Origin of the sequence: Caballeronia sp. RCC_10 (genome assembly GCF_041360715.1) — a bacterium.
GTDB lineage: Bacteria > Pseudomonadota > Gammaproteobacteria > Burkholderiales > Burkholderiaceae > Caballeronia > Caballeronia grimmiae.
Window position 1 is genome coordinate 31,271 of record NZ_JBFUPT010000016.1, and the last position, 26,111, is coordinate 57,381.

At 62.5% G+C, this 26,111-nt stretch carries 23 protein-coding genes; 17 read left to right on the top strand and 6 right to left on the bottom strand.

The window, feature by feature from the left end:
- Window positions 1-7 precede the first annotated feature (7 nt).
- From yjfF to AB6804_RS23400, 5 genes are all read right to left on the bottom strand, one after another.
- Window positions 8-1,042: a galactofuranose ABC transporter, permease protein YjfF gene (gene yjfF, locus AB6804_RS23380; RefSeq protein ID WP_370888500.1), complete on the bottom strand. Its 1,035-nt coding sequence runs from the start codon at window positions 1,040-1,042 to the stop codon at window positions 8-10.
- The gene (locus AB6804_RS23385; protein ID WP_370888501.1) at window positions 1,039-2,097 is read right to left on the bottom strand and encodes an ABC transporter permease; all 1,059 of its coding nucleotides are present in this window, start codon (window positions 2,095-2,097) and stop codon (window positions 1,039-1,041) included. Before AB6804_RS23385 ends, yjfF begins: the two co-directional genes overlap by 4 nt.
- Window positions 2,090-3,631, bottom strand: a complete 1,542-nt coding sequence (locus AB6804_RS23390) for a sugar ABC transporter ATP-binding protein (RefSeq protein ID WP_370888502.1) — start codon at window positions 3,629-3,631, stop codon at window positions 2,090-2,092. The genes AB6804_RS23385 and AB6804_RS23390 overlap by 8 nt, the downstream gene beginning before the upstream one ends.
- Window positions 3,632-3,637: 6 nt before the next feature.
- Window positions 3,638-4,597 (bottom strand): ABC transporter substrate-binding protein, encoded by a 960-nt coding sequence (locus AB6804_RS23395; RefSeq protein ID WP_370888503.1) that lies wholly within the window; start codon window positions 4,595-4,597, stop codon window positions 3,638-3,640.
- Between the two features lie 347 nt (window positions 4,598-4,944).
- On the bottom strand, window positions 4,945-6,444 hold the full coding sequence (locus tag AB6804_RS23400) for a tyrosinase family protein (RefSeq protein ID WP_370888504.1): 1,500 nt from the start codon (window positions 6,442-6,444) through the stop codon (window positions 4,945-4,947).
- A 449-nt stretch (window positions 6,445-6,893) separates the two neighbouring features.
- Here AB6804_RS23400 and AB6804_RS23405 point away from each other — a divergent pair, with 449 nt between their 5' ends.
- Entirely contained in the window at window positions 6,894-7,796 is a 903-nt protein-coding gene (locus tag AB6804_RS23405; protein WP_370888552.1) for an ATP-grasp fold amidoligase family protein, read from the top strand.
- Window position 7,797: 1 nt separating this feature from the next.
- Here the strand turns inward: AB6804_RS23405 and AB6804_RS23410 are convergent, their stop codons facing one another.
- On the bottom strand, window positions 7,798-8,568 hold the full coding sequence (locus tag AB6804_RS23410; protein ID WP_370888505.1) for a CpsD/CapB family tyrosine-protein kinase: 771 nt from the start codon (window positions 8,566-8,568) through the stop codon (window positions 7,798-7,800).
- Between the two features lie 170 nt (window positions 8,569-8,738).
- Between AB6804_RS23410 and AB6804_RS23415 the strand changes: the two genes are divergently transcribed.
- From AB6804_RS23415 to AB6804_RS23490, 16 genes are all read left to right on the top strand, one after another.
- On the top strand, window positions 8,739-9,341 hold the full coding sequence (locus tag AB6804_RS23415) for a DUF1326 domain-containing protein (RefSeq protein WP_370888506.1): 603 nt from the start codon (window positions 8,739-8,741) through the stop codon (window positions 9,339-9,341).
- Window positions 9,342-9,364: 23 nt separating this feature from the next.
- The gene (locus AB6804_RS23420; RefSeq protein WP_370888507.1) at window positions 9,365-10,156 is read left to right on the top strand and encodes a DUF2182 domain-containing protein; all 792 of its coding nucleotides are present in this window, start codon (window positions 9,365-9,367) and stop codon (window positions 10,154-10,156) included.
- Window positions 10,157-10,335: 179 nt separating this feature from the next.
- Window positions 10,336-10,998 (top strand): carbonic anhydrase, encoded by a 663-nt coding sequence (locus AB6804_RS23425; RefSeq protein WP_370888508.1) that lies wholly within the window; start codon window positions 10,336-10,338, stop codon window positions 10,996-10,998.
- 81 nt (window positions 10,999-11,079) lie between these two features.
- Complete coding sequence (locus tag AB6804_RS23430) at window positions 11,080-12,639, top strand: SulP family inorganic anion transporter (RefSeq protein ID WP_370888509.1); 1,560 nt, start codon at window positions 11,080-11,082, stop codon at window positions 12,637-12,639.
- 389 nt (window positions 12,640-13,028) lie between these two features.
- Window positions 13,029-13,814 (top strand): SDR family oxidoreductase, encoded by a 786-nt coding sequence (locus tag AB6804_RS23435; protein WP_370888510.1) that lies wholly within the window; start codon window positions 13,029-13,031, stop codon window positions 13,812-13,814.
- 67 nt (window positions 13,815-13,881) lie between these two features.
- Window positions 13,882-15,216 (top strand): MFS transporter, encoded by a 1,335-nt coding sequence (locus AB6804_RS23440; RefSeq protein ID WP_370888511.1) that lies wholly within the window; start codon window positions 13,882-13,884, stop codon window positions 15,214-15,216.
- A gap of 231 nt (window positions 15,217-15,447) precedes the next feature.
- Window positions 15,448-17,670 carry a TonB-dependent receptor gene (locus AB6804_RS23445; RefSeq protein WP_370888512.1) on the top strand — a complete coding sequence of 741 codons (2,223 nt, stop codon included), beginning with the start codon at window positions 15,448-15,450 and terminating at the stop codon, window positions 17,668-17,670.
- A gap of 25 nt (window positions 17,671-17,695) precedes the next feature.
- Window positions 17,696-17,971, top strand: coding sequence for a DUF3649 domain-containing protein (locus AB6804_RS23450; protein WP_370888513.1), 276 nt, complete (start codon window positions 17,696-17,698; stop codon window positions 17,969-17,971).
- 14 nt (window positions 17,972-17,985) lie between these two features.
- Entirely contained in the window at window positions 17,986-19,587 is a 1,602-nt protein-coding gene (locus AB6804_RS23455) for a PepSY-associated TM helix domain-containing protein (RefSeq protein ID WP_370888553.1), read from the top strand.
- Window positions 19,584-19,859 (top strand): DUF3325 domain-containing protein, encoded by a 276-nt coding sequence (locus AB6804_RS23460; RefSeq protein ID WP_370888514.1) that lies wholly within the window; start codon window positions 19,584-19,586, stop codon window positions 19,857-19,859. The genes AB6804_RS23455 and AB6804_RS23460 overlap by 4 nt, the downstream gene beginning before the upstream one ends.
- A 133-nt stretch (window positions 19,860-19,992) precedes the next feature.
- Entirely contained in the window at window positions 19,993-20,733 is a 741-nt protein-coding gene (locus AB6804_RS23465) for a GntR family transcriptional regulator (protein ID WP_370888515.1), read from the top strand.
- A 34-nt stretch (window positions 20,734-20,767) separates the two neighbouring features.
- On the top strand, window positions 20,768-21,574 hold the full coding sequence (locus AB6804_RS23470; RefSeq protein WP_370888516.1) for an SDR family oxidoreductase: 807 nt from the start codon (window positions 20,768-20,770) through the stop codon (window positions 21,572-21,574).
- Window positions 21,575-21,595: 21 nt separating this feature from the next.
- Window positions 21,596-22,528 carry a 3-keto-5-aminohexanoate cleavage protein gene (locus AB6804_RS23475; protein WP_035966552.1) on the top strand — a complete coding sequence of 311 codons (933 nt, stop codon included), beginning with the start codon at window positions 21,596-21,598 and terminating at the stop codon, window positions 22,526-22,528.
- Between the two features lie 52 nt (window positions 22,529-22,580).
- Window positions 22,581-23,327 (top strand): N-acyl homoserine lactonase family protein, encoded by a 747-nt coding sequence (locus tag AB6804_RS23480; protein ID WP_370888554.1) that lies wholly within the window; start codon window positions 22,581-22,583, stop codon window positions 23,325-23,327.
- Between the two features lie 64 nt (window positions 23,328-23,391).
- Window positions 23,392-24,519 (top strand): sugar ABC transporter substrate-binding protein, encoded by a 1,128-nt coding sequence (locus AB6804_RS23485; protein WP_370888517.1) that lies wholly within the window; start codon window positions 23,392-23,394, stop codon window positions 24,517-24,519.
- A 25-nt stretch (window positions 24,520-24,544) separates the two neighbouring features.
- Complete coding sequence (locus tag AB6804_RS23490; RefSeq protein ID WP_370888518.1) at window positions 24,545-26,086, top strand: sugar ABC transporter ATP-binding protein; 1,542 nt, start codon at window positions 24,545-24,547, stop codon at window positions 26,084-26,086.
- The last annotated feature ends 25 nt before the right edge of the window (window positions 26,087-26,111 follow it).

Below are 26,111 nucleotides of genomic sequence, written 5' to 3' on the forward strand. Positions count from 1 at the left end.
CCGTTCCTCAGCGCGACGCCGCGCGATGACCGAACGCGCGCTGCGACAGGCAGAACACGAGCAGCAGCGCGCCCACCGCGATCTTCGTCCACCACGAACTAAGCGAACCGTCGAACGAGATCAGCGTTTGAATGATGCCGAGCAACAGCACGCCGAACAGCGTGCCGATCACATAGCCGACACCGCCAGTCAGTAGCGTCCCGCCGATGACGACGGACGCAATGGCATCGAGTTCGAGGCCCATTGCATGCAGGCCGTATCCCGAGAGCATGTAGAACGTGAACAGCACGCCGCCGAGCGACGAGCAGAAGCCCGACAGCGCATAGGCGCCGATGGTGGCGCCGTGCACCGGCAGGCCCATCAGCAACGCGGAGTGCGGATTGCCGCCGACCGCATAGATGGAACGGCCGAACGGCGTGTAATGCGCGACGAACACGGCAATCGCGAGCACGATGAGCGCAATGACCGCGCCGATAGAAAGCGATGCATCGCTCATCACCGGTATGCGAATCTGCGACACGGCCGCATACCACGGATGCGTGATGCTGATCGAATCGATGCTGATCAGATAGCACAGCCCGCGCGCGAGGAACATGCCCGCGAGCGTCACGATGAACGGCTGCAGCCGGAAGCGCGCAATGAGCCAGCCCATGAACGTGCCGAATGCCGTGCCCATCAGGAGCACGAGCGGGATGACCGCGAGCGGATGCCAGCCCGCCTTTTCGACGAGCGCGGCGGAGACCATCGTCGTCAGCGCGATCACCGATCCCACGGACAGATCGATACCGCCCGACAAAATCACGAACGTCTGACCGACCGCGACGACGATCAGGAACGCGTTATCGATCAACAGATTGAGGAAGACTTGCGGCGAGAGAAAGCCGGTGTACATCGTCGAGCCGATTAGCGAGACTGCGATGAACAGCGCGATCGTCGCGGCGAGCGGCAAATAGCGGCTCCGGGTGCGGCTGCGCCATGGTGCGCGGCCGCCATGACCCGGCGTGATCGGCACGCTCGGCGGTTTCGGCAAGCGCGAATTCATCGGTGAACCTCACGATCGGAAAGGGCAGGGCGGCGCGCGAACTTCGCGACCGTTGCACGAAACTCGCCGGATTGCAGCATCATCACCGCGAACACGACGATCGCCTTGACGACGAGATTCACTTCCGGCGGCACGCCCAGCGAATAGATGAGATAGGTGAGCGTCTGGATGATCAGTGCGCCGATCACGCTGCCCGCCAACGTGAAGCGCCCGCCCGTAAGCGCCGTGCCGCCGAGCGTGACGGCGAGGATCGCATCGAGTTCGAGCAGCAGGCCGGCGTTGTTGCCATCGGCGCTCTTCACGTTGGAACTGATCAAAATGCCCGCGACGCCCGCACACAGGCCGCTGAACGCATAAGCGCCGAGCGTCAGCCGCCGCGCCTGCACGCCCGCGACGCGCGCTGCGGTCGGATTGATGCCGACGGCCTGCAGAAAGAGCCCGAGCGCCGTGCGCGTGATGGCGAGATACAGCAGCGCGAACACGAGCGCGACAATCAGAATCGATACGGGCAGGCCGAGGAGATACCCGCCGCCGAAGAAGAAGTACGGCGAATAGTAGATGGTGATGATCTGGCCGCTCGTGATGAGTTGCGCGATGCCGCGTCCCGCGACCATCAGAATCAGTGTCGCGATGATAGGCTGCATGCCCGCACGCGCGACGAGCAAGCCGTTCCACACGCCGCATAACAACGCGACGCCGAGCGCCGCCAACAGCACAACGGGCAGCGGGAAGCGCGTGACGTTGCCTGCAATCGACCCGCCGATGGCCCACGCTGCGACCGCGCCCGCAATCGCGACGATCGCACCCACGGAAATGTCGATGCCGCGCGTGGCGATCACGATCGTCATGCCGAGCGACACCACGGCGAGCGGCGCCGCGCGATTGAGAATGTCGATGAGGCTGCCGTACAGATGGCCATCGCGCCATTCGATGTGCAGGAAGCCGGGATTGAACGCCGCGTTCAACGCGAGCAGCAGCGCGAGCGTGACGATGGGCCAGCCCAGCCGATGTTCGAGCGCAGCGCGCAGCGCGTTGGGTCGCACGGCATCATCCATGTTCGGCTCCGATCATTTCGCACACGGTGTCCTCGCTCGTGCCCGCAGGCAATTCGCCGACCTTGCGCCGGTCGCGCATCACGACGATACGATTCGCTATCCGAACGATCTCCGATATCTCCGACGAGATGAAGAGCACCGCCATGCCCGTCGAAGCAAGCCGCAGAATTTCATCCATGATTTCCTGCTTCGCCGCCACGTCGATGCCGCGCGTGGGTTCGTCGAGGATTAACAGGCGTGGTTCGGTCGCAAGCCATCGCGCGATGAGCGCCTTTTGCTGATTGCCGCCCGACAGAAGCCCGATAGGCATGTCCAGCGTCGCGGCCTTGATGCCGAGCGCACGCACGAATCGTTCGGCGAGCGCGTTCTGCTCTGTACGCGACAGGCAGCGCCGTGCGCCGAGCCGCGCCTGCAACGCGAGCGCGATGTTCTCGCGCAACGACAGCTCGGCGACGATGCCGTCCGCCTTGCGCTCCTCTGGGCAAAACGCGAGACCGTGACGGATCGCGTGCGCGGGCGTTGCGAATTCGACCGGGACGCCGTCGATCCGCAATTCGCCCTCGTCGGGCTTTTCGAGTCCAAACAACAGTTTCGCGAGTTCCGTGCGGCCCGAGCCGAGCAAGCCGGCGACGCCGACGACTTCACCCGCGCGCACGCGCAGATCCAGCGGCTGCAATTGCCCCTTCTGGCCGAGGCGTGAGGCGTCGAGCAGCGCGTCGTCGGCTGAGGCCGTATCGGTTTCTTCGGGCGGTGCTTGGCGCGCCTGCGCGGCGGCCAGTTCACGGCCAAGCATCGCGGCGATCAGTGCTTGCGCATTCAACTCGCTCGCGGGCCATGCGCCGACGAGGCGGCTATTGCGCAACACGGTGATGCGATCCGAGATCGCATAGACCTGGTTGAGAAAGTGCGTGACGAAGAGAATCGCGAGACCTTGCGCGCGCAAGCGGCGCAGCACGTCGAAGAGGAGGCGCACTTCTTCTTCGTCGAGACTGGACGTCGGCTCATCGAGAATCAGCACTTTCGATGACAGCTTCAACGCACGTGCGATCGCCACCATCTGCTGAACGGCGACCGAGTAACTCGTGAGCAGGCGCGTCACATCGATATCGAGGCCGATGCGTGCGAGCAACTCGCGCGCTTCGCGATTCGTCGCGTCCCAGTCGATGCGGAACGCATGCAGCGCCCCGCGCCTTGGGAACGATCCGCTCAGGATGTTCTCGGCGACGGACAGGTTAGGGCAGAGATTCACTTCCTGATAGACCGTGCTGATGCCAAGCCGCTGCGCCTCTTGCGGCGAGCCGGGGCGGATTGCGCGGCCATCGAGCATGATGTCGCCGGCGTCGAGACTGACGACGCCGGTGAGCACCTTGATGAGCGTCGACTTGCCCGCGCCGTTCTGCCCCATCAGCGCATGAACCTCGCCCGGATAGAGGGTGAGGTTCACGCCGGCCAGCGCATGCACGCCGGCGAAGCGCTTGTCGATGCCGCGCAGCTCGAGTACGGGCGCGGCGTCCGTCGGCCTTGGCAATGTCATCGTCGCTCAGTACTTGCGGTTCGGAAATTCCTTCGCCGCGACTTCCATCGGGAAGATGCTTTCCTGCGTCACGATGCGCTTCGGGACGGGCTTGCCCGCCTTGATGTCCTTCACTACCGACATCAACTGCGGCCCGAGCAGCGGACTGCATTCGACGGATACATTCAGCTTGCCGGCCATCATCGCTTCGAACGCGCCCTTCACGCCATCGACCGAAATGATGATGATGTCCTTGCCCGGCTTCATGCCCGCTTCTTCGATCGCCTGAATCGCGCCGATCGCCATGTCGTCGTTGTGTGCGTAGAGCACGTTGATCTTCTTGCCGTCGGCCTTGAGGAACGCTTCCATCACCTCCTTGCCTTTGGCGCGTGTGAAGTCGCCGGTCTGCGAGCGGATGATCTTGTACTTCGGGTCCGCCTTGATGACTTCCTCGAAGCCCTTCTTCCGGTCGATAGCGGGCGCGGAGCCGACCGTGCCTTGCAATTCGACGATATTCACAGGCCCCGGATTGCTCTTCATCTTGTCGACGAGCCAGCGGCCTGCCTTGCGGCCTTCCTCGGTGAAGTCGGAGCCGATGAAGGTGACGTAAAGCGATTCGTCCTTGCTGCTGATTGCGCGATCGGTGAGTACGACGGGGATTTTTGCGTTCTTCGCTTCGATGAGCACGGTGTCCCATCCTGTTTCTACGACGGGCGAAAACGCAATCACATCGACTCGTTGCGCGATGTACGAGCGGATCGCCTTGATCTGGTTCTCCTGCTTTTGCTGTGCGTCGGAGAACTTCAGGTCGATGCCCGCATCTTTTGCGCTCGACTTGATCGACTGCGTATTCGCGGTGCGCCATTCGCTCTCGGCGCCGACTTGCGCGAAGCCGAGCACGATGGGTTTTTGCGCGAAACTCACTGCCGGCAACATGCCGCTCAATGATGCAGCGGCCATCGCGGCCAATACGGTGCGGCGTCTCATCAGTGTTTCCTCCATTCGTTCGCTGTTGATTTATTGGTCTTCGAATGCTTGTGGAATGCACGTCTGAATCTGTTTTCAGGTATCCCGCGGCCGCTAGAGGGCTGTCCTCTCGCTATTTGGGTTTTTTGTCTTTGCGATGGCGCGGCGTCGAGATAGGTAGACTATATGAAGGTCTTCGGCGGGTTTTTATCCATGTAAACCCGCTTGGGGGAGGACATAGTCTGACGATCTCGGCGCTGCCCGCCGCAGGCGAATGACGGCCCGGCCAACTCGAGCACGAAAAAAAACCCGCCGAACTTCGACGGGTTTCTTGCACAACAAGTCCGGCTTGAAGCCGGACCGCTGAATCAGTAAGTGCCAGCCGGCGCGCGCACGCTCGTGGAAACGATGTACGGGGCCTCGGTACTCAACTCAACTCGCACTTCTCCGACGGACATCACATCGCCCTTGGGTGCGGCACCGCCGTTCACGCGCACGAACGACACCGCATACTCCCGCCCGGCTGGGCCACCCATCTTCAGGAGCGCCGCGGTTGCCGGAAACTCGAGCGTCACCATGCCGTGATGCGCGGCCCCGGCGACTTCGAATGCACCGACCGTCCCGAGGAAATGCTTGGAACGCACTTCATCGATATCGACGCCGTCCGGCAGATTCAGATAGACGTTATAGAAGTAGCCGCCCGCTGCGCCGGCAGTCGTCAGCATCACGTCGTCGAGGACGATCTTGACGGACTTGTACTGGCTCGACTTGTTGGCTGCAGGCGATGCGGCGTTCGACGCGCCGCGCGATGCTGCATCGAAGCTCTCCGCAGTCGTCGACAAGAGATCTTGCAACGGCTTGGTCGAATTCGCTTCGCCGATCACGCGCGCACTGACCGACGCTTCCCTCAGCGTCAGGCCCTTGATGCCGCCAATCGAGCGGCGGCCGTTTCCAACGTTGCGCGCCGCCGTTGCAGCGAAGCTGGCGATCGGCGGGCGAGCCCGAATCTGCGCGACCTGCGCCTGCACGCGGATGATGCCCCCTCGTTGCGCGGACGGCGGCATCGTCGTGGGACGCGTGGTGTCCGCATAGTCATAGCCAAGGCGCGAGCGGTTCGAGTACGTCTGTTCCTTGTTGATCGTGAGACCCGGCGCATAAGTGAACGTGCCCGCCCAGTACGGATCGCTCGGCGGCGGCATGGTTCGTCCATCAGGCAGCGCCCATGCGTGCCACAGACGGTCGACGTTCGCGTGATGCAGGTAGAAGATCGGATCGCGCGGCGATTGCATCGTCGCCATTGCATTACCGATGATGTTATGCACAGGATTGTGCGGAGCGCTCTCGAACTTCTCTTCGAACGAGTTAGCCGTGCCGCGCTGGAAGTTCACGACTGAATACGAGAACGGCGACAGATCCAGTGCGCTGTACACGTTTGTGTTGAGACGCGGACAGTACAGCGGATTGCCGCTCGCGTTGTCGGTGAATTCACTGGGAATATGCGGGTTCTTGAACCAGTCCCAGTACGGCAGCGTGAAGTTCGCATCGCCGGTGATGCGCTTCATCTGCTGCTCGAGATAGTAGAGATAACCGCGGTGCCAGGCGAGGAAGTACGGTGAGCGATGCGGGCAGTAGTTCGCATGCACATTCGTCCAGTACTGCCACGAGTTCGGATCGTTGGCGTTGGTATTGGCCATCATGGAGCGCACGCAGTTAAGAAACGATGCGTACTGCGGGGTCTGCTTGTACTGCTGCCACTCCACGCGGACCACGTTGGTCGCCGCAACGGCCATATAGGGAAACGCAGCCCATGAAAGCGTCGATGCAGCGCCGCCGAGGAATGCTCGTCGGGAAATTTTAAGGCGGCTCAAGATATTCTCCGGTACATAGTACGACGAATTAAACACGACACGATCAGTCCATGCGAAGCCGGCGATCTTGCGGTGGATCGCGCTTCGTTGCTCGTGCTGGATGACGAACTGGGAGACCGTGGCGACGAACAACGTGCCTTTACAGTCAGGCCATCGAGAAAGGAACGCGTGCCTTGCAGTCGATATACGTCGTGGGTTGTCAGAAAGAAATGTACGCCGATCAGTCGTCCTTTTATCGTGCGCTTCCGCACGTAAATATCCGACTAATGTCGTTTATACATGTGTTGTCGCACTGTGACGACAGCGCCGAACTTATTTTCAGCCAATTGCAGGCCGCGAAAATATCGAATGCGTTAGTAAATCAATGAAATCCATTCGTCATTCGATAATCCTCTGCAGAATAACGTCACAGGAATTGAAACAGACCGGAGCAGTTCAGGAGAGCGATGATGTCGATCGGCAAAGGCCTTGTGAAAGCAGTATTGGATTGTCTTCCAGACCGCGTGTTCTTGAGTATCGCGCATCGGCGCAAGGTCGGCAGATTTCCGAACATCAGCCATCCGAAGACGTTCAACGAGAAGATACTGCATCGCTGTCTCTATCCGGATGCGCGCTTCGTCGATCTCACCGACAAGCTTACCGTGCGCGACTACGTGCGTCGAAAAGTGGGTGAGCAATATCTGATACCGCTCATCGCCACGCCACCCGCGTTCACTCGCGACGTGTTCGATGCATTGCCGCGCGCCTTCGTGATGAAAGCGAATCACGGCAGTGGCTTTGTCGAAGTGGTGCGCGACAAGTCGAAAACATCGTTCGATGAATTGCAGCGCCTCGCGCAACGCTGGCTCGCGACTGACTTCTATCGCGTGGCTCGCGAACGTCACTATCGCACGATCAAGCCGCGCATCTACTTCGAGCAGCTTCTGATTGAGTCGAACGACGAGATTCCCGCCGACATCAAGATTCATTGCTTCTTCAGTGAGGGCCAAGCCAAGCCGACGATTTACATCGCGGTGATTTCGGATCGTTTCGGCGAACATCCGCGTGGCGATATGTATGACGGCAACTGGAACCGTCTCGATGTCGCAATCGGTCACTATCCGCGCAGTCCCCAGCCAGCGCCGCGTCCTGCGAACCTCGATGCGCTGCTATCGGTTGCGACGTCGCTTGCGGAAGGCTTCGAGTATGTGCGTGTCGATCTGTACGCGCCCGGTGACCGGATCTATTTCGGCGAGTTGACTTTCACGCCGGGCGCGGGCGTGTTTCCGATGGACCCCGAGCATCTCGACTATGAATGGGGCCGGCTCATGAACCGCCCGTTTCTTCAGCGCGCGCGGGCATGGAACGGTTAATTCACGAAGCAGCGGACACACGGCGACGTCGCGCCACCATTTCGCCAGCACGGCGCGGCGCGGTGTTGAATACGACGCCGGCGACGTTCGCGCCGCTTCGCTGAAGCGCGCTGACGGCATCGTCGATCTCTTCCTCGCTGCGTGGGCCGGGGCGCGCGACGACGATGGTCGAGCCGCCGAGCGCGGCCACGGTGCTCGCATCATCGAACGCGAGTATCGCGGGGGTATCGATGATGATGAGGTCATAAAGCGGCGATAGCTGTTGCAGCAGTTCCGGCAGACGCCCGTTAGCGAGCAGTTCGGATGGATCGGCGAGCGCGCCGCCGGCTGTCATCACGTCGAGACCCGGTACATCGACGTGGCGAACAGCCGACGCGGCGTCGATTCGGCCCGTGAGCCAATGCGCCAGTCCCGCGCCGGGCGGCAATCCGAATATTGCCGCCACCCGGCCGTGACGCAAGTCCGCATCGATCAGCAACACGCGCTTTCCGCCTCGCGCGTTGACGTCGGCAAGATTGGCGGCGATGAAGGTCTTGCCGACACCGGCAGTCGGCCCCGCGACGACGAGAACATGCGACCCGTTACGGCCTGCAGCCAGGACTGACCGTTGCCGTCTTCCGAATTGAGAGTATTCGAGCGACATGATCACGAAGCGCTCCTCGGTGAATGATTTCGATGCGGCGAGCAAAAACGTACGGTCGCACGCTTCGCCGCCGATACCGACCTGCAATCGGTCAGCGTAGTACACCGAATTTCGGATGGACAGGGGCAAGCGAAACGCGTTCGCGACTTTCGCTTTTCATCCGGCGCCCGAACGCCTACAACAGGAACGAGGCCGGCTCGATGCATGGAGCCGCCGCGGGCGGACGTCGCTCGAAAGAGAGTTCAATCGATCATGGTAACGACGGCCCGAACGTTCGATATCAACGGATGAGGGCGGAAATGAGCTATCAACTGGAAGGCAGCATTCTTGAAGTATGCGAATGCAAAGTGCTTTGCCCGTGCTGGATCGGAGAAGATCCGGATAACGGTACATGCCGTAGTGCGCTGGCTTATCACTACGAGAAAGGCGTGATCGACGGTGTCGACGTGTCCGGCGTGACCGTCGCGTTCGCCGCATTCATTCCGGGCAACGTGCTGAGCGGTAACTGGCGCGTTGCGATGTTCGTCGATGACAAGGCGACCGATGCGCAATTCGACGCGCTGCTCAGCGTGCATCGCGGTGAGCGCGGCGGGCCGCTCGCCGAACTCGTCAAGCTGATTGGCGAGGTCGTCGCGGTCGAACGCGCGCCCATCGAATTCACGGTGCAGGACGGCAAGGGCAGGCTGACCGTCGGGCAGACGATCGATGCCGAAATGGAGCCGTATCGCGGCCCCACGGGCGAGCCGACCAAACTCGTCGAAAGCATCTTCTCGACGATACCCGGTTCGCCAGCTTACGTCGGCAAAGCGAATCTGTTCCGTCTGCGAGACGAGAGACTGGGCATCGACCTTTCGCTCACAGGTCATAACGCCATTCAAGGTTCTTTCAGCTTCGCGTCATAGCGGCCAGGAAATGAGTGGTGAAAATGCGCAACGACGCACGCGCCCGGCTGTTCGCACCGATCTTCACCGCGTTGGTGGCGAGCGCATGGATCGTCCTTTGGGCATGGGGCGCGGGACCGTATGCGCGTTATGTTCATCACGCAAGCTGGTCGGACTTGCCGGGCGTGGCGGCGATCTGCGAAGCCATTCCCGGCGGCAGCCTCCTACTCGACGCATTGCTCCACAGCGCGGCCTGGCTACTGATGATCGCCGCGATGATGCTGCCCACGGTTTTTCCGTTGCTGGCGGGCTTCAGACGCCTCACTGCCGCGCGCCCGGACAGACGCGTACTGCTTGCGTTGCTCGTGTCGGGCTATGCGAGCGTGTGGGCGCTATTCGGCGTGGCCGCGCATGTCTTCGATGCGGCCTTGCATCAGGTTGCGGAGCGCGTGCCCGTGATATCGCTGTATGCGTGGCTTTTGGGCGCTGGCGTCGTCGGGCTGGCGGGTGCTTATCAGTTCACTCGCATTAAATATCGATGCCTGGAGAAGTGCCGGTCGCCGCTCCTGTTCGTCATGGAGCACTGGACCGGACTAAATGTTCGGCGCAACAGTTTCATGTTGGGCGTCAGTCACGGCGCGTTTTGCGTCGGTTGCTGCTGGACACTCATGCTGCTGATGTTCGCGGTGGGCACGGGAAGCATTGGCTGGATGCTCGGTTTGGGCGCGGTCATGGCGGCAGAGAAGAATTTGCCGTGGGGACGATTCATCGGACAAGCGGTAGGCGTTGCGTTAATTGCATGGGCGTGCGGGATTGGCTTGATGCACGCGGGATGACGCACCAACATGAAGCAAAGATGCACGGTTTTGGTTCTTCGATATGGAACCAATCAAAAATCTCGTAGGGCCAATTGTTTTTCCTTAGACATTTCTGAACTTTTCATGCGAAAGTTATTCGTAAGGATCTGTGCGTCGACAAGCGGCGGCGCCAGCGACAATCTTTGGAGAGAGAACGCATGAATCGACCGAAACGGATGCTCGTTGAAAACATTGCGTGGGCTCGCGAGACCGCGCATGCAGACCCGCAGTTCTTTCCAGGACTGGCGCGAGGGCAAAGCCCGAAGGTGCTATGGATAGGCTGCTCCGACAGCCGCGTTCCGGCGGAAACCGTGACGAACGCCAATCCCGGCGATCTCTTCGTTCACCGTAATATCGCCAATCTGTTTTCCCCGTCCGACGACAACACCATGAGCGTGCTCGAGTACGCCGTGCGCGTGCTCGAAGTCGATCACGTGATCGTATGCGGGCATTACGGCTGCGGCGGCGTTCGTGCATCGCTGCTGCCGTTATCGAATGAGTTGCCGCATGTGAATCGCCGGATTGCGCCGTTGTGTGCACTGGGCGATCGCCATAGAAAAGAGCTGGACGCGTGCGCCGATCTGGATGCGCGGGCGAATCGCCTTGCCGAACTCAACGTGCTCGAACAAGTGCGCCTGTTGCGTCAATCCGCAATCGTTTGCGATCGAGACACGCCCCCACTCGTGCACGGCTGGATCTTCGGGCTCTCTGACGGGCTCATCAAGGTGCTGTCCTCGGGCTACGACGACGAACCCGTGCGCGATACGCGGCGCGCATCGCAGGCCGACATGCTCGAAGCGGTCGAATTGGCCGACCGATAATCGACTAAGTTTTCCCAGGCATTTCTTTGCATGCGACGTGGCGTAGATCGCGTTGCAGGCCCCAACTCGCTTCAAGAAACCATGAACTCAATAAACCGCCTGACTCACTTTCCACGCGATATTTTCGCGGGCACGGTCGTCTTTCTCGTCGCCATGCCGCTTTGTCTTGGCATCGCTAATGCATCCGGCGTCGATGCCTTTGCGGGGCTCCTGTCCGGCATCATCGGCGGTCTCGTCGTCGCGTTGCTGAGCGGCTCGCATCTGAGCGTCAGCGGACCCGCGGCCGGGCTCATCGTCATCGTCGTCGATGGCATCGCGGGACTCGGCAGCTTTTCGTCGTTCCTGCTCGCCGTGCTCCTGTCCGGCGCGATCCAGTTCGGCTTCGGCATGCTGAAGGCGGGGCGCTTCGCGGCCTATGTGCCGTCGTCGGTCATCAAGGGAATGCTCGCCGCGATCGGCCTGCTGCTGGTTATCAAACAGATACCGCTTGCCGCCGGGTTCGCGAACGAAGGCGCAAAGGCCGCAAGCGGTGCGGGCATGATCGCTACCCCGTTCGGCACGATGTCGATCGCGGCGTGCTTCGTCGCACTCGTCTCGCTGGCGATGCTGGCCGCGTGGGAAACACGCGCGATGCGGCGCTTTGCGCTCGTGCGCGCGGTGCCCGCACCGCTTGCTGTCGTTGCGTTCGGTATTGGCGTGACGCTGCTGCTCGATGCCGTCGCGCCGGGCTTCTCGCCGCCCGCGCAGCATCGCGTCGCATTGCCGTCGATGCAAACGTTTGCATCTTTCACTCATGCGCTTTCGTTGCCCGACGTATCGCAGTTGATGAATCCCGATGTATGGCGGCTTGCGCTGACGCTTGCCATCGTCGCCAGCCTGGAAACCTTGCTGTGCCTCGAAGCGGTCGAGCAGATCGATCCGAAGAAGCGCGCGGCGCAGCCCGACCGCGAACTCAAGGCGCAAGGCATCGGCAACATGATGGCGGGCGCGATCGGCGCGCTGCCGATCACGTCGGTGATCGTGCGCAGTTCCGCCAACGTGCATGCGGGCGCGCAGAGCCGCTGGTCATCGTTCATACACGGCGTGCTGCTGCTCGTGAGTGTGTTTGCGCTGACGAGCATCATCAACCTGATTCCGCTCGCGTGCCTCGCGGCGATCCTGATCTTCACGGGGCTCAAGCTCGCCAAGCCATCGCTGTTCGCGGCTGTCGCAAAGCAGGGCATCGAGCGGTTCGCGCCGTTCATCGTGACCATCGCTGGCGTGTTGCTGACCGATCTGCTGATGGGCATTCTGCTGGGCATCGCGTGCAGTCTCGCGCTCGCCGTGCGTGCGAACCTGAAGCGGCCCATCACCATCGCGCAGCATGACGATCACTACCTGCTGTCGTTCCGCAAGGACGTATCGTTTCTCGGCAAGGTGGCGCTCAGGCAGCATCTTCATACGATCCCCGATGGTGCGACCGTCATCTTCGATGCCTCGCGCGCCGATTACATCGACCCCGATGTACGCGAACTCATCGAGAAGTTCATGGCCGATGCGCCAGCACGGCGCATGCACGTCGAATGCCGGCAAATGCCGCGTGCGGGCGCGCAACCGGCGAAGAACGGCTGGCTCGGCCTGATGCGGCAACGGGGAAGTTGACCGTAGTTGAACGTGGCTTCGCCCGAGGTCAGGGCGACACATCCTGCCAGTCGAACAGTCTATAGGTAGACTGAGCAACGCGAACGGGCGATGTCTAAAAGCTCCAGGACTAAGGCCCGTTCGCGTCTTCCCCTATTCACATTTGCCGTCAACCGCCTGCTGCTGTCGTAGCACGAAGCGGCCGCTGTGCTGCAATAACGTGCGGACGCTTGCAGCGTAAGGCTTCGGTGCAACAGCGCGCCGTGCAAGAACGCCGTCATCGACGCAGAGATATAACAGTCCCTCATACCCCTATCGCCAACTGTCAATATTAGGTTGCCTTTCTTTTCGCTAGATTCGCAAGTCAGTGCAACAGCCAGATCAAACGAAAAGAACAGGGGACACGAGCGATGAGTCAGCAAGAAAAGCCGCACGCATTGCGAGTCGCCATCGTCACGGGCGCGGGAAGCGGCATTGGCAGCGCAACGGTGCACGCACTTGCCGACGACGGCTGGCATGTCGCGCTCGCGGGCCGTCGGCACGAGGCGCTCGATGCGGTGATTCGCAGCTACGCGCAGCGCCATCCGGAGACCGCCGATCGCCTGCTCGCAGTCGCGACCGATGTCGCCGATCCCGCATCGGTGCAGCATCTATTTGAAACGGTGCAGCGCCGCTTCGGCCGGCTCGATCTGCTGTTCAACAATGCGGGCCTCGGCGTCGAAGGCGTATCGGTCGAAGACTTATCGATCGAGCGCTTTCGCACCATGCTCGACATCAACGTCACCGGAACGCTGCTGTGCACGCAGGCCGCCTTTCGTCAGATGCGCGCGCAACACCCGGGCGGCGGACGCATCATCAATAACGGCTCGCTGTCCGCGCATACGCCGCGTCTCCATTCCGCCGACTACACCGCGAGCAAGCATGCGGTGAGCGGCCTCACGAAAGCGTGCGCGCTCGATGGCCGCAAGTACGACATCGCCGTTTGCCAGATTGATTTCGGCAACGTGCTCACCGAAATGGCCGCGAAGATGCAGGGCGGCGTGCTGCAGGCGAATGGCGAACGCGCGCCCGAACCGACGATGGACCTCCCGCATGCAGCGCGCTCCGTTGCTCACATGGCGAGCCTGCCGCTCGAAGCGAACCTGCAGTACATGACCGTCATGGCGACGAAGATGCCGTTCATCGGACGCGGATAGCAGCGGCACATCATCGCGTCTCAACATAAAGCCGCACTCGACAAGAATACTTCGACGGAGACACACCATGCTCGATACCCTGGCGGATGTCGGCTCGAAAGCCGGCGCGCCCGATGAGGCGCGCATCTTCAACAAGGTGACCTGGCGCATCGTGCCGCTCATTCTCGCGTGCTTCGTGGCCGCGTATCTCGACCGCGTGAACATCAGTTTCGCGAAGCTGCAGATGCAGTCGCAACTCGGCCTGAGCGAAGCGGCATACGGCCTGGGCGCGAGCGTGTTCTTCATCGGCTATCTGCTGTTCGAAATACCGAGCAACGCGATCATGGTGCGGACCGGCGCGCGCCGCTGGATTGCGCGCATCATGATTTCATGGGGTCTCGCATCGGCGGCGATGATGTTCGTGCGCGACGAAACGTGGTTCTACATCCTCCGCTTCCTGCTCGGCGCGCTCGAAGCCGGCTTCGTGCCGGGCGTGCTGTACTTCTACACGCAATGGTTCCCGGCGGAACGGCGCGGCCGCATGAACTCGCTGTTCTTCGGCGCGATTGCGCTGTGCGGAATCATCGGCGGACCGATCTCGGGCGGCATCCTCAAGTACTTCGATGGCGTCAACGGCATGCCGGGCTGGCAGTGGCTGTTCCTGCTCGAAGGATTGCCGTCCATCGCGCTCGGCCTGATGGTGCTCTTCGTACTCGATGATCGCGTCGAGGATGCAAAGTGGCTGACGCCCGCCGAAAAGAGCCTGCTTTCCGCGATCATCGCGCGGGACCGCAAGGTGGACAGCACGCATTCGTTTCTAGTTGCGCTGCGCTGGCCGGTCATCTATCTGTTCTCGCTCATCTACTTCGGGCTGTGCATGGGCATCTACGGCTTCCTCTTCTGGATGCCGCAGCTCGTGAAAAGCGCGGGCAACAGCGATCCGCTGATCATCGGCCTCATCACGATGATTCCCTATCTCGCCGCGATGGTCGGCACGGTGCTCATCAGCCGCAACTCCGACCGCACCGGCGAGCGGCGCTGGCATCTGACGGGTTGCGCGCTTGCCGCTGCGTTCGGCTATCTGATCAGCGCGACATGGCCGACGAGCACGGTGCTGCTCGTGCTCGGCCTGAGCATCTCGGCGACGGGCGTGATTGCTTCGTTCGGCATCTTCTGGATGTTTCCCGCGCGGATTCTCACGGGCGCGGCGGCGGCGGCCGGACTTGCGCTGATCAATTCGCTGGGGCAGTTCGGCGGGATCGTCGCGCCGTACATGGTCGGCAAGGTGAAGGACTTGCTCGGCAGCGCGTCGATGGGGCTGTATGCGATCGCGGTCGTCTGCATCTTCACGTCGGCGCTGATCGCGTGGGCCATGCCGCACAAGATCCGTTTCCGCGACGCACGGACGTCGCGCGTCGAATAGACGGGCGCACGCCGGTCTCTCAACCATCCCTTACCGCCAGCGCCACGTGAACCGGGGCGCTGGCCGGCCGCATAATCCTCGTCGCTTCGCTCAACGAACTCCCCTTTTAGTCAAGTAATTGCAACAATTCTTCACCGCGCGCCACTCGCTTCGCCTACAATTGCGAACGATTCGCAATTCAGCGGCGACGTTCGACCTGCCGTCCTACCATCCAGTAAAAATCAAAGAACAATGTCTCAACGGGTAATCGAAGCGCCGCGTTGCCGGCGCACGGCGGTATCGTGGGCGGCGCATAGCTTTTTCGCCGGGTTCGTGGGCGTCGCGGCGGCGATCGCCGCGCCGGGCGTCGCGATCGCGCAGGAAGCGGCCACGCCGGAAGCCGGACAGCAGGCGGAATCGGGCGCGGCGCGGTCTTCCACGGTGCTGCCGGCCGTTGTCGTCAAGAGCACGGCAACGACCGGCGAGCTGCCCGCACCGTATGCAGGCGGCCAGCTCGCGAAGGGCGGCGGCATCGGCGTGCTGGGAACGTCGAACGTGATGGATCAGCCGTTCAACACGACCAACTACACCGAGCAGGCGATGCAGGACATCCAGGCGCGCACGCTCGGCGATATCGTCGTGAACAACGCGTCGGTGCGTACGCAGCAGAGCAGCGGCGGGTTCGGCGATGTCTTCGAGATTCGCGGCTTCGACGTGCAGGCGACGGATGTTGCGCTCAACGGCCTGTACGGCATGGTGTCGGGGGCGAAGATGCCGGTGAATCTCGCGGAGCGCGTCGAGGTGCTGCAAGGGCCCGGTTCGCTGATGTACGGGATGGGACCATCGGGCAGTATCGGCGGGGCGATCAACATCGTCACGAAGCGCGCCGACGATCAACCGTTGACGCGTCTCACCGCGCTCTTTCAGTCGAAGGGACAGTTCGGCGTGGCCGCCGACGTAGGCCGCCGCTTCGGCGATGAAGGGCAGTGGGGCATCCGCGTGAACGGCCAGTTCAAGGATGGCCAGACGGGCATCGCGCACGGCAATCAGCTTCAGGGCGATGGCGCGATCGGTCTCGACTATCGCGGCAAGCAGTTGCGCTGGTCCTTCGACGCCTACAACGTCTCCGAGAATACCGACGAGTTCCGCTCGCAAATCGGCTTCGGCACGGCGACGGCAGTGCCAGCCGCGCCATCGGGCTATGCGAATCTGTATCCCGGATCGAAGCTGAAGCTGCGAGATTCGGCCGTCATGACGCGGCTCGAGTACGACATCAACCGCTACGTCACCGTGTATGGCGCGGCGGGCGAGCACTACGGCACGTCCGAGCAGAACTTCCCGTACGCGAGCGGCATGACCGCTGCCGGCGCGTTCGACGTGACCAACGGCTATTACGACGCGTACAACCGCACGAAGACGGTCGATGCCGGTTTGCGCTTTCACTTCGACACGTTCGGCGTCAAGCACACGCTGGTGACGGGCGTGACCTCGCTGAATCAGGAGCAGGGTTACTTCTACGCGCTGGGGAGCGAGTCGGTGGCGTCGAGCTTGTATAGCCCGACGCCGCTCTTGCCGATGACTACCGCACGCGGCGATGCGCAACGCAGCAGCCAGTTGCGCCTCAATAGCCAGCAGATCGTCGACACGATGTCGTTCTTCGACGATCGCCTGCTGCTCACGGGCGGTTTCCGTCGACAGACCATCGGTCTCGACAACTACGATCCGACGAGCGGCGCGCAGACCAGCACGATCGATCAGCAGGCGATCACGCCGCTCGCGGGCATCGTGTTCAAGCCGCTGTCGAATATCTCGGTGTACGGCAACTTCACGTCGGGTCTCACGAACGGCGACACCGCGCCCGCCGGCACCGCCAACGCGGGGCAGGCGTTCGCACCGTACAAGTCGAATCAATACGAAGCGGGCGTGAAGGCGGACTGGGGCCGCGTGCTGACATCGATCTCGGTGTTCCAGATCAGCCGGCCCAACGGCGTCACGAATCCGACGACCAACGTCTACGGCTACGACGGCAAGACGCGCATTCGCGGTCTCGAACTCGCGGCGTATGGCGACGTGTTCCGCCACCTGCGCATGATGGCGAGCGCGACGTTCTACGATCCGAAGCTCCAGGGCACCGAAGGCGGCGCGAACGATGGCAACGATCCTGTCGGCGTGCCGAAATTCGCGTTCAATCTCGGCGCGGATTACGACTTGCCGTGGGTGCCGGGCCTGAGCGTCAACGGCCGCATCATTCACACCGGCGCGCAGTACTACAACCCCAGCAACACGCTGCGGCTGCCTTCGTGGACCCGCTATGACCTGGGCGTGCGTTACGGCATGCGCGTCATCGGCAAGGACGTGATCCTGCGCGCGAATGTCGAGAATCTCTTCGGCAGCCGCTACTGGATTCAGCAAGGCACGTACGTGACGAACGCCGCGCCGCGCACGCTGTTGCTGTCGGCGGAATTCAACTTCTGAGGCTGAACGCAGAAGAGCAGAGCCGATGAAAGCCGCGCCTCTGGTCTCGCGTATCGTCGCTGCGATGTTCGGCGGTTATGCGCTCGCCGCGCTGACGAGCGTCGCCGCGCTCGCCTTGCCGATCGACGCAACGCAAGCGGTGCTCACCGGCATGTTGCTGAGCTTCATCGTGTATGCGTGCGCGGTGATCTGGGTGTTCGCCGTGCGAAGCGCGACGCGCGCCTGGTGCGGCCTCATCGCCGGCGCGGCGCCGCTGTTGCTCGCGGCGGCGAGCGTGTGGCTCACGGGGCGTGCCTCGTGAAAGAAGCCGCCGATATGAAGCCGCGCGGCATCCGTCAGACCATGTCGGAGTTGCACACGTGGGCGGGCCTTCTCGCCGGCTGGATGCTCTACGCGATGTTCCTGACCGGCACGGTCAGCTACTTCAAGGACGAGACTTCGCAATGGATGCGCCCGGAAGTGCCGCATCACCGGCAGACGGTGGATGCGGCGCGGGCGGCCGAGCGCGTGACCGCGACGCTCGGCACGCTCGCCGCGGGAAGCACGCAATGGAGCTTGGATCTGCCATTGGAGCGCACGAACGTGATGAGCGCGTTCTGGCGCGTGCCTCAGGCAACGCCGGGCAGGCGCGCGTTCCAGGAAGGCACGTTCGACCAATCGACTGGACTCCGAACTAATTCCCGCGACACGCTAGGTGGCGAGTTCTTCTACCGCTTCCACTTCCAGTTTTACTACATGCCGCCGCTATGGGGACGCTGGATCGCGGGCTTTTGCGCGATGTTCATGCTGATCGCCATTGTGAGCGGCGTCATCACGCACAAGAAGCTCTTCGTCGACTTCTTCACGTTTCGCGGCGGCAAGGGTCAGCGTTCATGGCTCGACGCGCATAACGCGCTCTCCGTGTTCGGCCTGCCCTTTCACGCGATGATCACTTATACCGGCCTCGTCACCTTGATGACGATGTACATGCCGTGGGGCGCGCAGACCGCATTCAGGACGCCCGCGCAACGTCAGGCGATGACGGCGCAGACGAGCACGTTCATTCAGCCCGGCAAACCGAGCGGTCGGGCGGCGCCGCTTGCATCCGTCGATGCGATGGTTCGCCAGGCGCAAGCGCGCTGGGGCCGGGACAACGTGGGGCGCGTGACCATCACGCTTCCCGGCGATGCGAACGCTCGCGTCGCCGTATCGCGCGGAGAAGCGGCGCGCGTGTCGATGAGCCCGCAATACATGCTGTTCGATGGCGTCACCGGCAAGCTGATCGACGTGAAGGAGCGCGTCGGCGGCGCGGCTGAGACGCGTGGCGTGCTGTATGCGCTGCATCTCGGACGCTTCAGCGATCTCCAATTGCGCTGGCTCTATTTCATCGTAAGCCTCGGCGGCACTGCGATGGTCGGCACCGGGCTCGTGATGTGGACCGTCAAGCGCCGTCAGAAACTGCGCGATCCTGCGCGGCCTTACTTTGGCTTCCGGCTCGTCGAGCGATTGAACATCGCCAGCATTGCGGGGCTTTCGGTCGCGATGGCGGCTTACTTGTGGGCAAACCGGCTGCTGCCCGTTGCGATGGCGGATCGCGCGAATGCCGAAGTCAACGTGTTCTTCGCCGTATGGAGCGCAACGCTCCTCTTTGCGACGACGCGATCCGCGCGGCGCGCATGGATTGAATTGTTGTGGCTCGCGGCTGGCTTGCTCGCGCTGCTGCCATTGCTCAACGCGGTCACGACTCAACGGCCGCTCTGGCGCAGCATCGTGGAAGGCGACCCGGTGTTCGCAGGCTTCGAACTGATGCTGTGGGCGTTCGCGGCGCTGCATGCGGTTCTGGCGCTGCGCGTGGCGCGTCATCGTCCGCGAATTACGCGTTCGACGGGTCATCGGTCAGACGTCGTCGAACCTGAGCGCGAGAAAGAGAGCGCATGATGCACATCATCGCGTTGCTCTGCTGCGTCGCTTCGTTCGCATGTCTCGCCCTCGCGATGGAGCGTCACCAACGGCCGATTCTGCGCGGGCACACCCGCAGTCTTCGCGTCGCTGGCTGGTGCGGACTCTTGCTTGCGCTTGTCATCGCCGTCGCGAATGAAGGCTGGGCGATGGGTCTCGTTCGCTATAGCGGCGACACGAGTCTTGGCGCGGGCATCGTCTATCTTGCGTTGATTGCGTGCGAGCGTTTTAGTCCGCGCCCATCAATCTGACGAACTCAGTCCGCGTTTTCCCCTAGCGAATCTTCGTTGACGCTCGACCGTTCACGTACCAGAATTCAAACATCGCACTGTGATCACAGGTCACAGTTTCGCAGCGCACTCTCAGGCACAGGACCGGAAACGCATGGCGCCGACACGCTCCGCAACGGATCTTCCCGCGTTGGAACTCGTGGCACGAGAAACGATGGCCGGCCGCGTCTATGCGCAATTGCGCGAGGCGATCATGACCGGACGCTTCGCGCCGGGCCAGTTGTTGAGCCTGCGCAGCGTCGCCGAAGCGGTCGGATCATCGACGATGCCGGTGCGTGCCGCGCTCACGCGCTTGCAAGCGGAAGGCGCATTGATCGACGGAGCGGGCCGCGCGCTGATGGTCCCGCCCATGACGCTCGAGTTGCTCGGCGAATTGCGCGACGTGCGCATCGCGCTCGAAGGCGCAGTCGCGAAGCGAGCGGCGTCCCGCATGACGCGCGCACATCTCACCGCGCTGCAAGCCGTCTACGACGTGATGGACGCGCATGTCGAAGCGGGCGACGTACCCGCTTATCTGCGCAGCAATTTCGAATTCCACATCGCCATCTACACGCACGGCGCGAGCGACATCACGCTTGCGACGATCCAGAACCTGTGGATGCGCATCGGTCCGTTCCTGAACCTCGTCGCGCCCGACATTCCGCATATGCGGCGTTCGATGGCCGCGCACCGGCATATCGTCGAGGCGCTGTGGCGCGGTGACGGCGAAGGCGCACGCGCGGGCATCGAAGAAGATATCGGCGATGCAGCGGCGGACCTCGCGGAGCGTCTGCAGGGCGCGGATCAAGACAACGAAGAAAGCGGCAAGAAAGGCGGCGCGCAGGCGAGCGCCTAGCAGCAATAAAGATCAAAACAAACGGAGACAGCGAATGACGGTTCTTCAGATGTTGAAACCGCAGGCGGGCTTGCGCGTGCTCATCACGGGCGGCGCGTCGGGCATCGGGCTCGTGATCGCGCGGGCTTTCATCGACGCAGGCGCACGCGTGCATGTCTGCGATGCAAGCCCCGAAGCGATCGACGCCCTCGCCAAGGCGGAGGCCAATGCGGAGCTGAACCCCATCACCGCGACACTCGCCGACGTTTCGGACCGCGAAGCAGTCGATCGCGTATTCGCCGATGTGCAGAGCCAGCTCGGCGGCCTCGATGTGCTCGTGAATAACGCGGGCATTGCGGGGCCCACGGGCGGCGTCGAAGAGATCGACGTGAAGGAGTGGGAAGACACCGTCGACGTCAATCTCAACGCGCAGTTCTACTTCGCGCGGCGCGCAGTGCCGCTGCTGCGCGAGGCGCCGAATGGCGGAGCGATCGTCGCGCTGTCGTCGGTGGCGGGCAGGCTCGGCTACGCGTTCAGAACGCCGTATGCCGCGACGAAATGGGCCGTGGTCGGCATGGTGAAAAGCCTTGCGATCGAACTTGGCCCGACGAACATTCGCGTCAATGCGATTCAGCCGGGCATCGTGAAAGGCCCGCGCATCGAGCGCGTGATCGCCGCGCGCGCGAAGCAGATGAACCTCTCCTACGAAGACATGGAAAAGCAGTATCTCGCGAAGATTTCGCTGCGCCGCATGACGACGCCCGAAGAAGTCGCGGCCACCACGCTATTCCTGTGCTCGCCGGCCGGCAGCGGCATTTCGGGGCAGGCCATCTCGGTGTGCGGCAACGTCGAAGTGCTTTGATACAAAGACTCAGAGGACCACATGGCAACCAAACGCAAGGTCATCATCACGTGCGCGCCGACCGGTGCGATTCATACGCCGTCCATGTCGCCTTATCTTCCGGTGACGCCGCAGCAAATCGCCGATGCGGCTCTCGCCGCCGCACAGGAAGGCGCGGCCATTCTGCACCTGCACGCACGCGATCCGAACGACGGCCATCCGACGCAGGATCCCGCCGTGTTCCAGGAGTTTCTGCCCCGCATCAAGGCGGAAACGGATGCGGTCATCAACATCACCACGGGCGGCAGCCCGCATATGACGGTTGCGGAGCGCCTCAAGCCCGCGCATCACTTCAAGCCGGAAGTTGCATCGCTCAACATGGGATCGATGAACTTCGGCCTCTATCCGATGCTCGATCGCTTCAAGGAACTGAAGCACGACTGGGAGCGCAAGCATCTGGAAAACAGCCGCGATCTCGTCTTCAAGAACACCTTCGCGGATATCGAGTACATCCTCACTTCGTGCAGCGCGAACGGCACGCGCTTCGAGTACGAGTGCTACGACATCTCGCACCTGTATAACCTCGCGCATTTCGTCGATCGCGGGCTCGCGAAGCCGCCGTTCTTCGTGCAGAGCGTGTTCGGGCTGCTGGGCGGCATCGGTCCGCATCCGGAAGACCTGGCGCACATGCGCCGCACCGCGGACCGGCTTTTCGGCAAGGACTATGTCTGGTCGATTCTCGGCGCGGGCCGCAACCAGATCACGCTCGGCTCGATGGGCGTCGCGCAAGGCTCGAACGTGCGCGTGGGTCTGGAAGATTCGCTGTGGATCGAGCCGGGCAAGCTCGCCGAATCCAGCGCCGCGCAAGTGCGCAAGATCAAGCAGGTGATCGAAGGGCTGTCGCTCGATATCGCGACGCCCGACGAAGCGCGCGAGATGCTTCAACTCAAGGGCGGCAGCGACACCAACTTCTGATGCGGAGGGCATCGTGAACGACAGTGCAAGGCGCAAGCTGAAGGTAGTCGCCATGCCGACGGGCTGGCTCACCGTCGATCGCTCGTCGCAGGTCTATGGCCGGTATTTCGGACAGCAGATCAAGGTGCCGGTATGGTCGACGGCCATCGTCGGGGCGGAGAAGAAGATCGTCGTGGATACCGGCATCCACGATCCGGGCTGGGTGTCGAACTTCGTTTGTCCGTGCGACCAGGCGCCGGAAGAGCGGCTCGAACGCGCGCTGAAGGAGTACGTGGGCTGGAGCGCGGACGAAGTCGATATCGTCATCAACACGCATCTGCACTACGACCATTCGGGCGGCAACACGCTGTTCCGCAATGCGCGCTTCGTCGTGCAGGCGGCCGAGTGGGAATATGCGGGGCATCCGCTACCGACGCAGGCTACGTATTACCAGGAGTTCCTGATTGGCCGCGAACCGCTCGCCTACTTCCGCTGGCAATTCGCGCATGGCGTGACGGATATCGTGCCCGGCGTGCGCGTGGTGCCGACGCCGGGACACACGCCGGGGCATCAATCGGTGGCGGTGGATACGGAAGAAGGCGTCGTGCTGATCGCGGGCGACTGCGCGAACTGCATGGAGAACATCGTCGATCTCGTGCCGGTCGGCATCGTGCATGAGACGCTCGCGGAAATGAGCTCGCTCGCGCGCATCCGGCAGATTGCGGACCTCGTGATACCCGGACATGATCCGAACGTGGTGCCGGGAAGCGCGGGCATTGCGCTGCCTGCGAGCGCACGTCTTCCGCATGTCGCGAAGTGAGCTGCACAGTCGCAGAACCACGAGCTGTAGTCGGGATACCAATAACGAAGGACCGGAGGAAGACATGAAAGCATGGACGCATTCGATTCGCCGTGCGGGCCGGGCAGCGCTCGGCGTCGCTATCGCGGCGGCGCTCGGGGTATCGGCGCACGCGGAAGCAGCGGGCAAATACAAGGTGTTCCTGTCGATGAGCTATGTCGGCAACGACTGGCAGACCGAAGCCGCGAACATGGTGAAGGCGATGGCCAACACGCCCGCGCTGAAGGACAAGGTCGATCTCGAAGTACAGGTCGCGGGCACCGACGCGCAGAAACAGATACAGCAGATCAACTCGATGGTGCAGGCGGGAGCGAAGGCCATCATCATCTATCCGATTTCGCCGACGGCGCTCAATCGCGCGATCAAGAACGCGTGTTCGAAGGGCGTGGTCGTGGCCGCCTACGATGGGGAAGTGACCGAGCCGTGCGCGCACAACGTGACCATCGACCAGCATCAGGCGGGCACCGTGACCGCTGAATGGCTCGCGAAGACCATCAACGGCAAGGGCAATATCGTGATGATCAACGGCGTGCCGGGAACCTCGGTCGACCGTGCGCGCACGGAGGCCGCGAAGGCGGTGTTCGCGAAGCATCCCGACATCAAGGTCGTCGCGGAGGGCACCGGCATGTGGAGTCAGGCGACGGCCAAGACCGAACTGTCGAAGATTCTCGCGACGAATAGCTGGGACAAGATCGACGGCCTGTGGATGCAGGTCGGCTGCTTCACGGCGGCGTCGATGCAGCTCGAAGCGGGCATCCCCGACGACAAGATCAAGCCGTGTGCGGGCGAATCGTCGAACGGCCATCGCGTGCAAATGCTGCCGCCGGGAACGGTGAAGGGCGAGGGCAGTTATCGCTCGATCGGGTATCGGTCGATCTCGTATGGCGCGCCGCCGTATTCGGGTGCGATGGCGCTCAAGATGGCCGTGCAGAAGCTCGACGGCAAGGAGTTCCCGCAGCGAGTGACGCTCAAGCTTCCGCTCGTGCTGACGTCCGAATCGAAGCTCTGCAAGAGCGGCAGTATCGACGAACTGAAGGCGGGCTGCACGGCGTTCCCGCCGGACAAGGTGCCGCCGGGCTGGTTCGCCGACATCTATTCGGAAGACACGCGCGAAGTCGGCTTCAACGCGGCGCTGACCGGCAACCAGGACTGACGCGGCCAACGCGAGGAGGCGAGCAATGACGAGCGCATCCATGACCGGGAACGGCGCGCTGGCGATCGACGTCGCGAACGTGACCAAGCGCTTCGGCGCGACGGTCGCCCTCGACGGCGCGTCGTTCAAGGTCAGGCGCGGGACGGTGCACGCACTGCTCGGCGAGAACGGCGCGGGCAAGTCCACCACCGTCAAGCTGCTGTCCGGGCTGATGCAGCCGGATAGCGGCAGCATCCACGTGATGGGCAGCGAAGTGACGATGCGCGGCCCGAAGGACGCGCATCGCGCGGGCGTGCAGACCGCGTATCAGGAGATGACCCTGGTGCGCGACCTGACCGTCGAGCAGAACCTGCTGATGTCGTATGAACCGACGGGCTTTCTCGGTCGCATCAGGAAGCGCGAGGCGCAGCGGCAGGCGTCCGAATGGCTCGAGCGACTTGAGCTATCGGATGTCCGCCCGAGCGCCTATATCCGCGATCTCGCGTTGCCGGTGCGACAGAAGATCGAGATAGCGAAAGCAATCGTTCGGCGTCCGAAGGTATTGTTGCTAGACGAGCCGACGTCCGCGCTCTCCGGTGCCGACGTCGCGTGGCTCGCGCGCCGCATCGACGAACTGAAGGCGGACGGCGTCACGTTCGTGTTCATCTCGCATCGCATGCAGGAAGTGCGCGAGTTCTGCGACAGCCTCACGGTGTATCGCAACGGGCGCGATGTCGGTGCGTTCGATGCGGCCGACATCTCGGACGAGGAAGTCATTCGCCTCGTCATCGGACGCTCGATGGAAGCGAAGTATCCGCCGAAGGTGACGCCGCCCGCGCTCACGCAAGCGGCGGCGCAGCCGCCCGCGATGGAAGCGCGCGGCATTCGTGTCGATGGCGTCGTGAGCGACTTCGACCTCACGCTGAAAGCGGGTGAAGTGCACGGTATCGCGGCGCTGCAAGGCATGGGGCAGCGCGAACTCTTCGAGGCGCTGTTCGGCGCGCAGTACATCGACGAGGGCGAGATTCGCATCGACGGCAAGCCGGTCACGTTGACCTGCACCGCCGATTCGCTGAAGGCCGGCGTCTCGACGAGCTTTCTGCCCGAAGACCGCAAGACCGAAGGTTTGTTTCTGCGGCTGCCCGGCGGCGAGAACGTCTCGCTGCCGGTGATCGGACGCTATGCGCGTTTTGGACTCATCGACCGCAAGCGCGAGCGGGCCGCCATCGCGAAATCGCTTGCGCAAATGGAAGTGAATCCGCGTGCGCTCTACAAGCCGTGTCTGTCGTTCTCCGGCGGCAACCAGCAAAAGATCGCGATGGCCAAGTGGCTGCTCACGCAAAGCCGCGTGTGGCTGATGTTCGATCCGACGCGCGGCATCGATGTCGGCACGAAGCATCAGATTTTCGTGCTGATGCGCGCGTTCGCAGCGGCGGGCGGCGCGGTGCTGTTCTATTCGACCGACGTGCCCGAACTGGTGAACGTGTGCGATCGCGTGTCGGTGATGTATCGCGGGCGCAATGTCGGGGAGCTGGAAGGCGACGCGCTCACCGAAGAAAGCGTGATGCGCAAGATGCTGTCCAGTTAAGCCGTCCAACGCTACGGAGAAGTGT

Bases quoted from the DNA above. Each gene is read 5' to 3' on its own strand.
- AB6804_RS23460 (WP_370888514.1), top strand. From the start codon at position 19,584: ATGATGCACATCATCGCGTTGCTCTGCTGCGTCGCTTCGTTCGCATGT.
- AB6804_RS23395 (WP_370888503.1), bottom strand. From the start codon at position 4,597: ATGAGACGCCGCACCGTATTGGCCGCGATGGCCGCTGCATCATTGAGC.
- AB6804_RS23480 (WP_370888554.1), top strand. From the start codon at position 22,581: ATGCCGACGGGCTGGCTCACCGTCGATCGCTCGTCGCAGGTCTATGGC.
- AB6804_RS23415 (WP_370888506.1), top strand. From the start codon at position 8,739: ATGAGCTATCAACTGGAAGGCAGCATTCTTGAAGTATGCGAATGCAAA.
- AB6804_RS23490 (WP_370888518.1), top strand. From the start codon at position 24,545: ATGACGAGCGCATCCATGACCGGGAACGGCGCGCTGGCGATCGACGTC.
- AB6804_RS23390 (WP_370888502.1), bottom strand. From the start codon at position 3,631: ATGACATTGCCAAGGCCGACGGACGCCGCGCCCGTACTCGAGCTGCGC.
- AB6804_RS23425 (WP_370888508.1), top strand. From the start codon at position 10,336: ATGAATCGACCGAAACGGATGCTCGTTGAAAACATTGCGTGGGCTCGC.
- AB6804_RS23440 (WP_370888511.1), top strand. From the start codon at position 13,882: ATGCTCGATACCCTGGCGGATGTCGGCTCGAAAGCCGGCGCGCCCGAT.
- AB6804_RS23465 (WP_370888515.1), top strand. From the start codon at position 19,993: ATGGCGCCGACACGCTCCGCAACGGATCTTCCCGCGTTGGAACTCGTG.
- AB6804_RS23435 (WP_370888510.1), top strand. From the start codon at position 13,029: ATGAGTCAGCAAGAAAAGCCGCACGCATTGCGAGTCGCCATCGTCACG.
- AB6804_RS23430 (WP_370888509.1), top strand. From the start codon at position 11,080: ATGAACTCAATAAACCGCCTGACTCACTTTCCACGCGATATTTTCGCG.
- AB6804_RS23405 (WP_370888552.1), top strand. From the start codon at position 6,894: ATGTCGATCGGCAAAGGCCTTGTGAAAGCAGTATTGGATTGTCTTCCA.
- AB6804_RS23385 (WP_370888501.1), bottom strand. From the start codon at position 2,097: ATGGATGATGCCGTGCGACCCAACGCGCTGCGCGCTGCGCTCGAACAT.
- AB6804_RS23450 (WP_370888513.1), top strand. From the start codon at position 17,696: ATGAAAGCCGCGCCTCTGGTCTCGCGTATCGTCGCTGCGATGTTCGGC.
- yjfF (WP_370888500.1), bottom strand. From the start codon at position 1,042: ATGAATTCGCGCTTGCCGAAACCGCCGAGCGTGCCGATCACGCCGGGT.
- AB6804_RS23475 (WP_035966552.1), top strand. From the start codon at position 21,596: ATGGCAACCAAACGCAAGGTCATCATCACGTGCGCGCCGACCGGTGCG.
- AB6804_RS23445 (WP_370888512.1), top strand. From the start codon at position 15,448: ATGTCTCAACGGGTAATCGAAGCGCCGCGTTGCCGGCGCACGGCGGTA.
- AB6804_RS23485 (WP_370888517.1), top strand. From the start codon at position 23,392: ATGAAAGCATGGACGCATTCGATTCGCCGTGCGGGCCGGGCAGCGCTC.
- AB6804_RS23470 (WP_370888516.1), top strand. From the start codon at position 20,768: ATGACGGTTCTTCAGATGTTGAAACCGCAGGCGGGCTTGCGCGTGCTC.
- AB6804_RS23420 (WP_370888507.1), top strand. From the start codon at position 9,365: ATGCGCAACGACGCACGCGCCCGGCTGTTCGCACCGATCTTCACCGCG.
- AB6804_RS23455 (WP_370888553.1), top strand. From the start codon at position 17,986: ATGAAGCCGCGCGGCATCCGTCAGACCATGTCGGAGTTGCACACGTGG.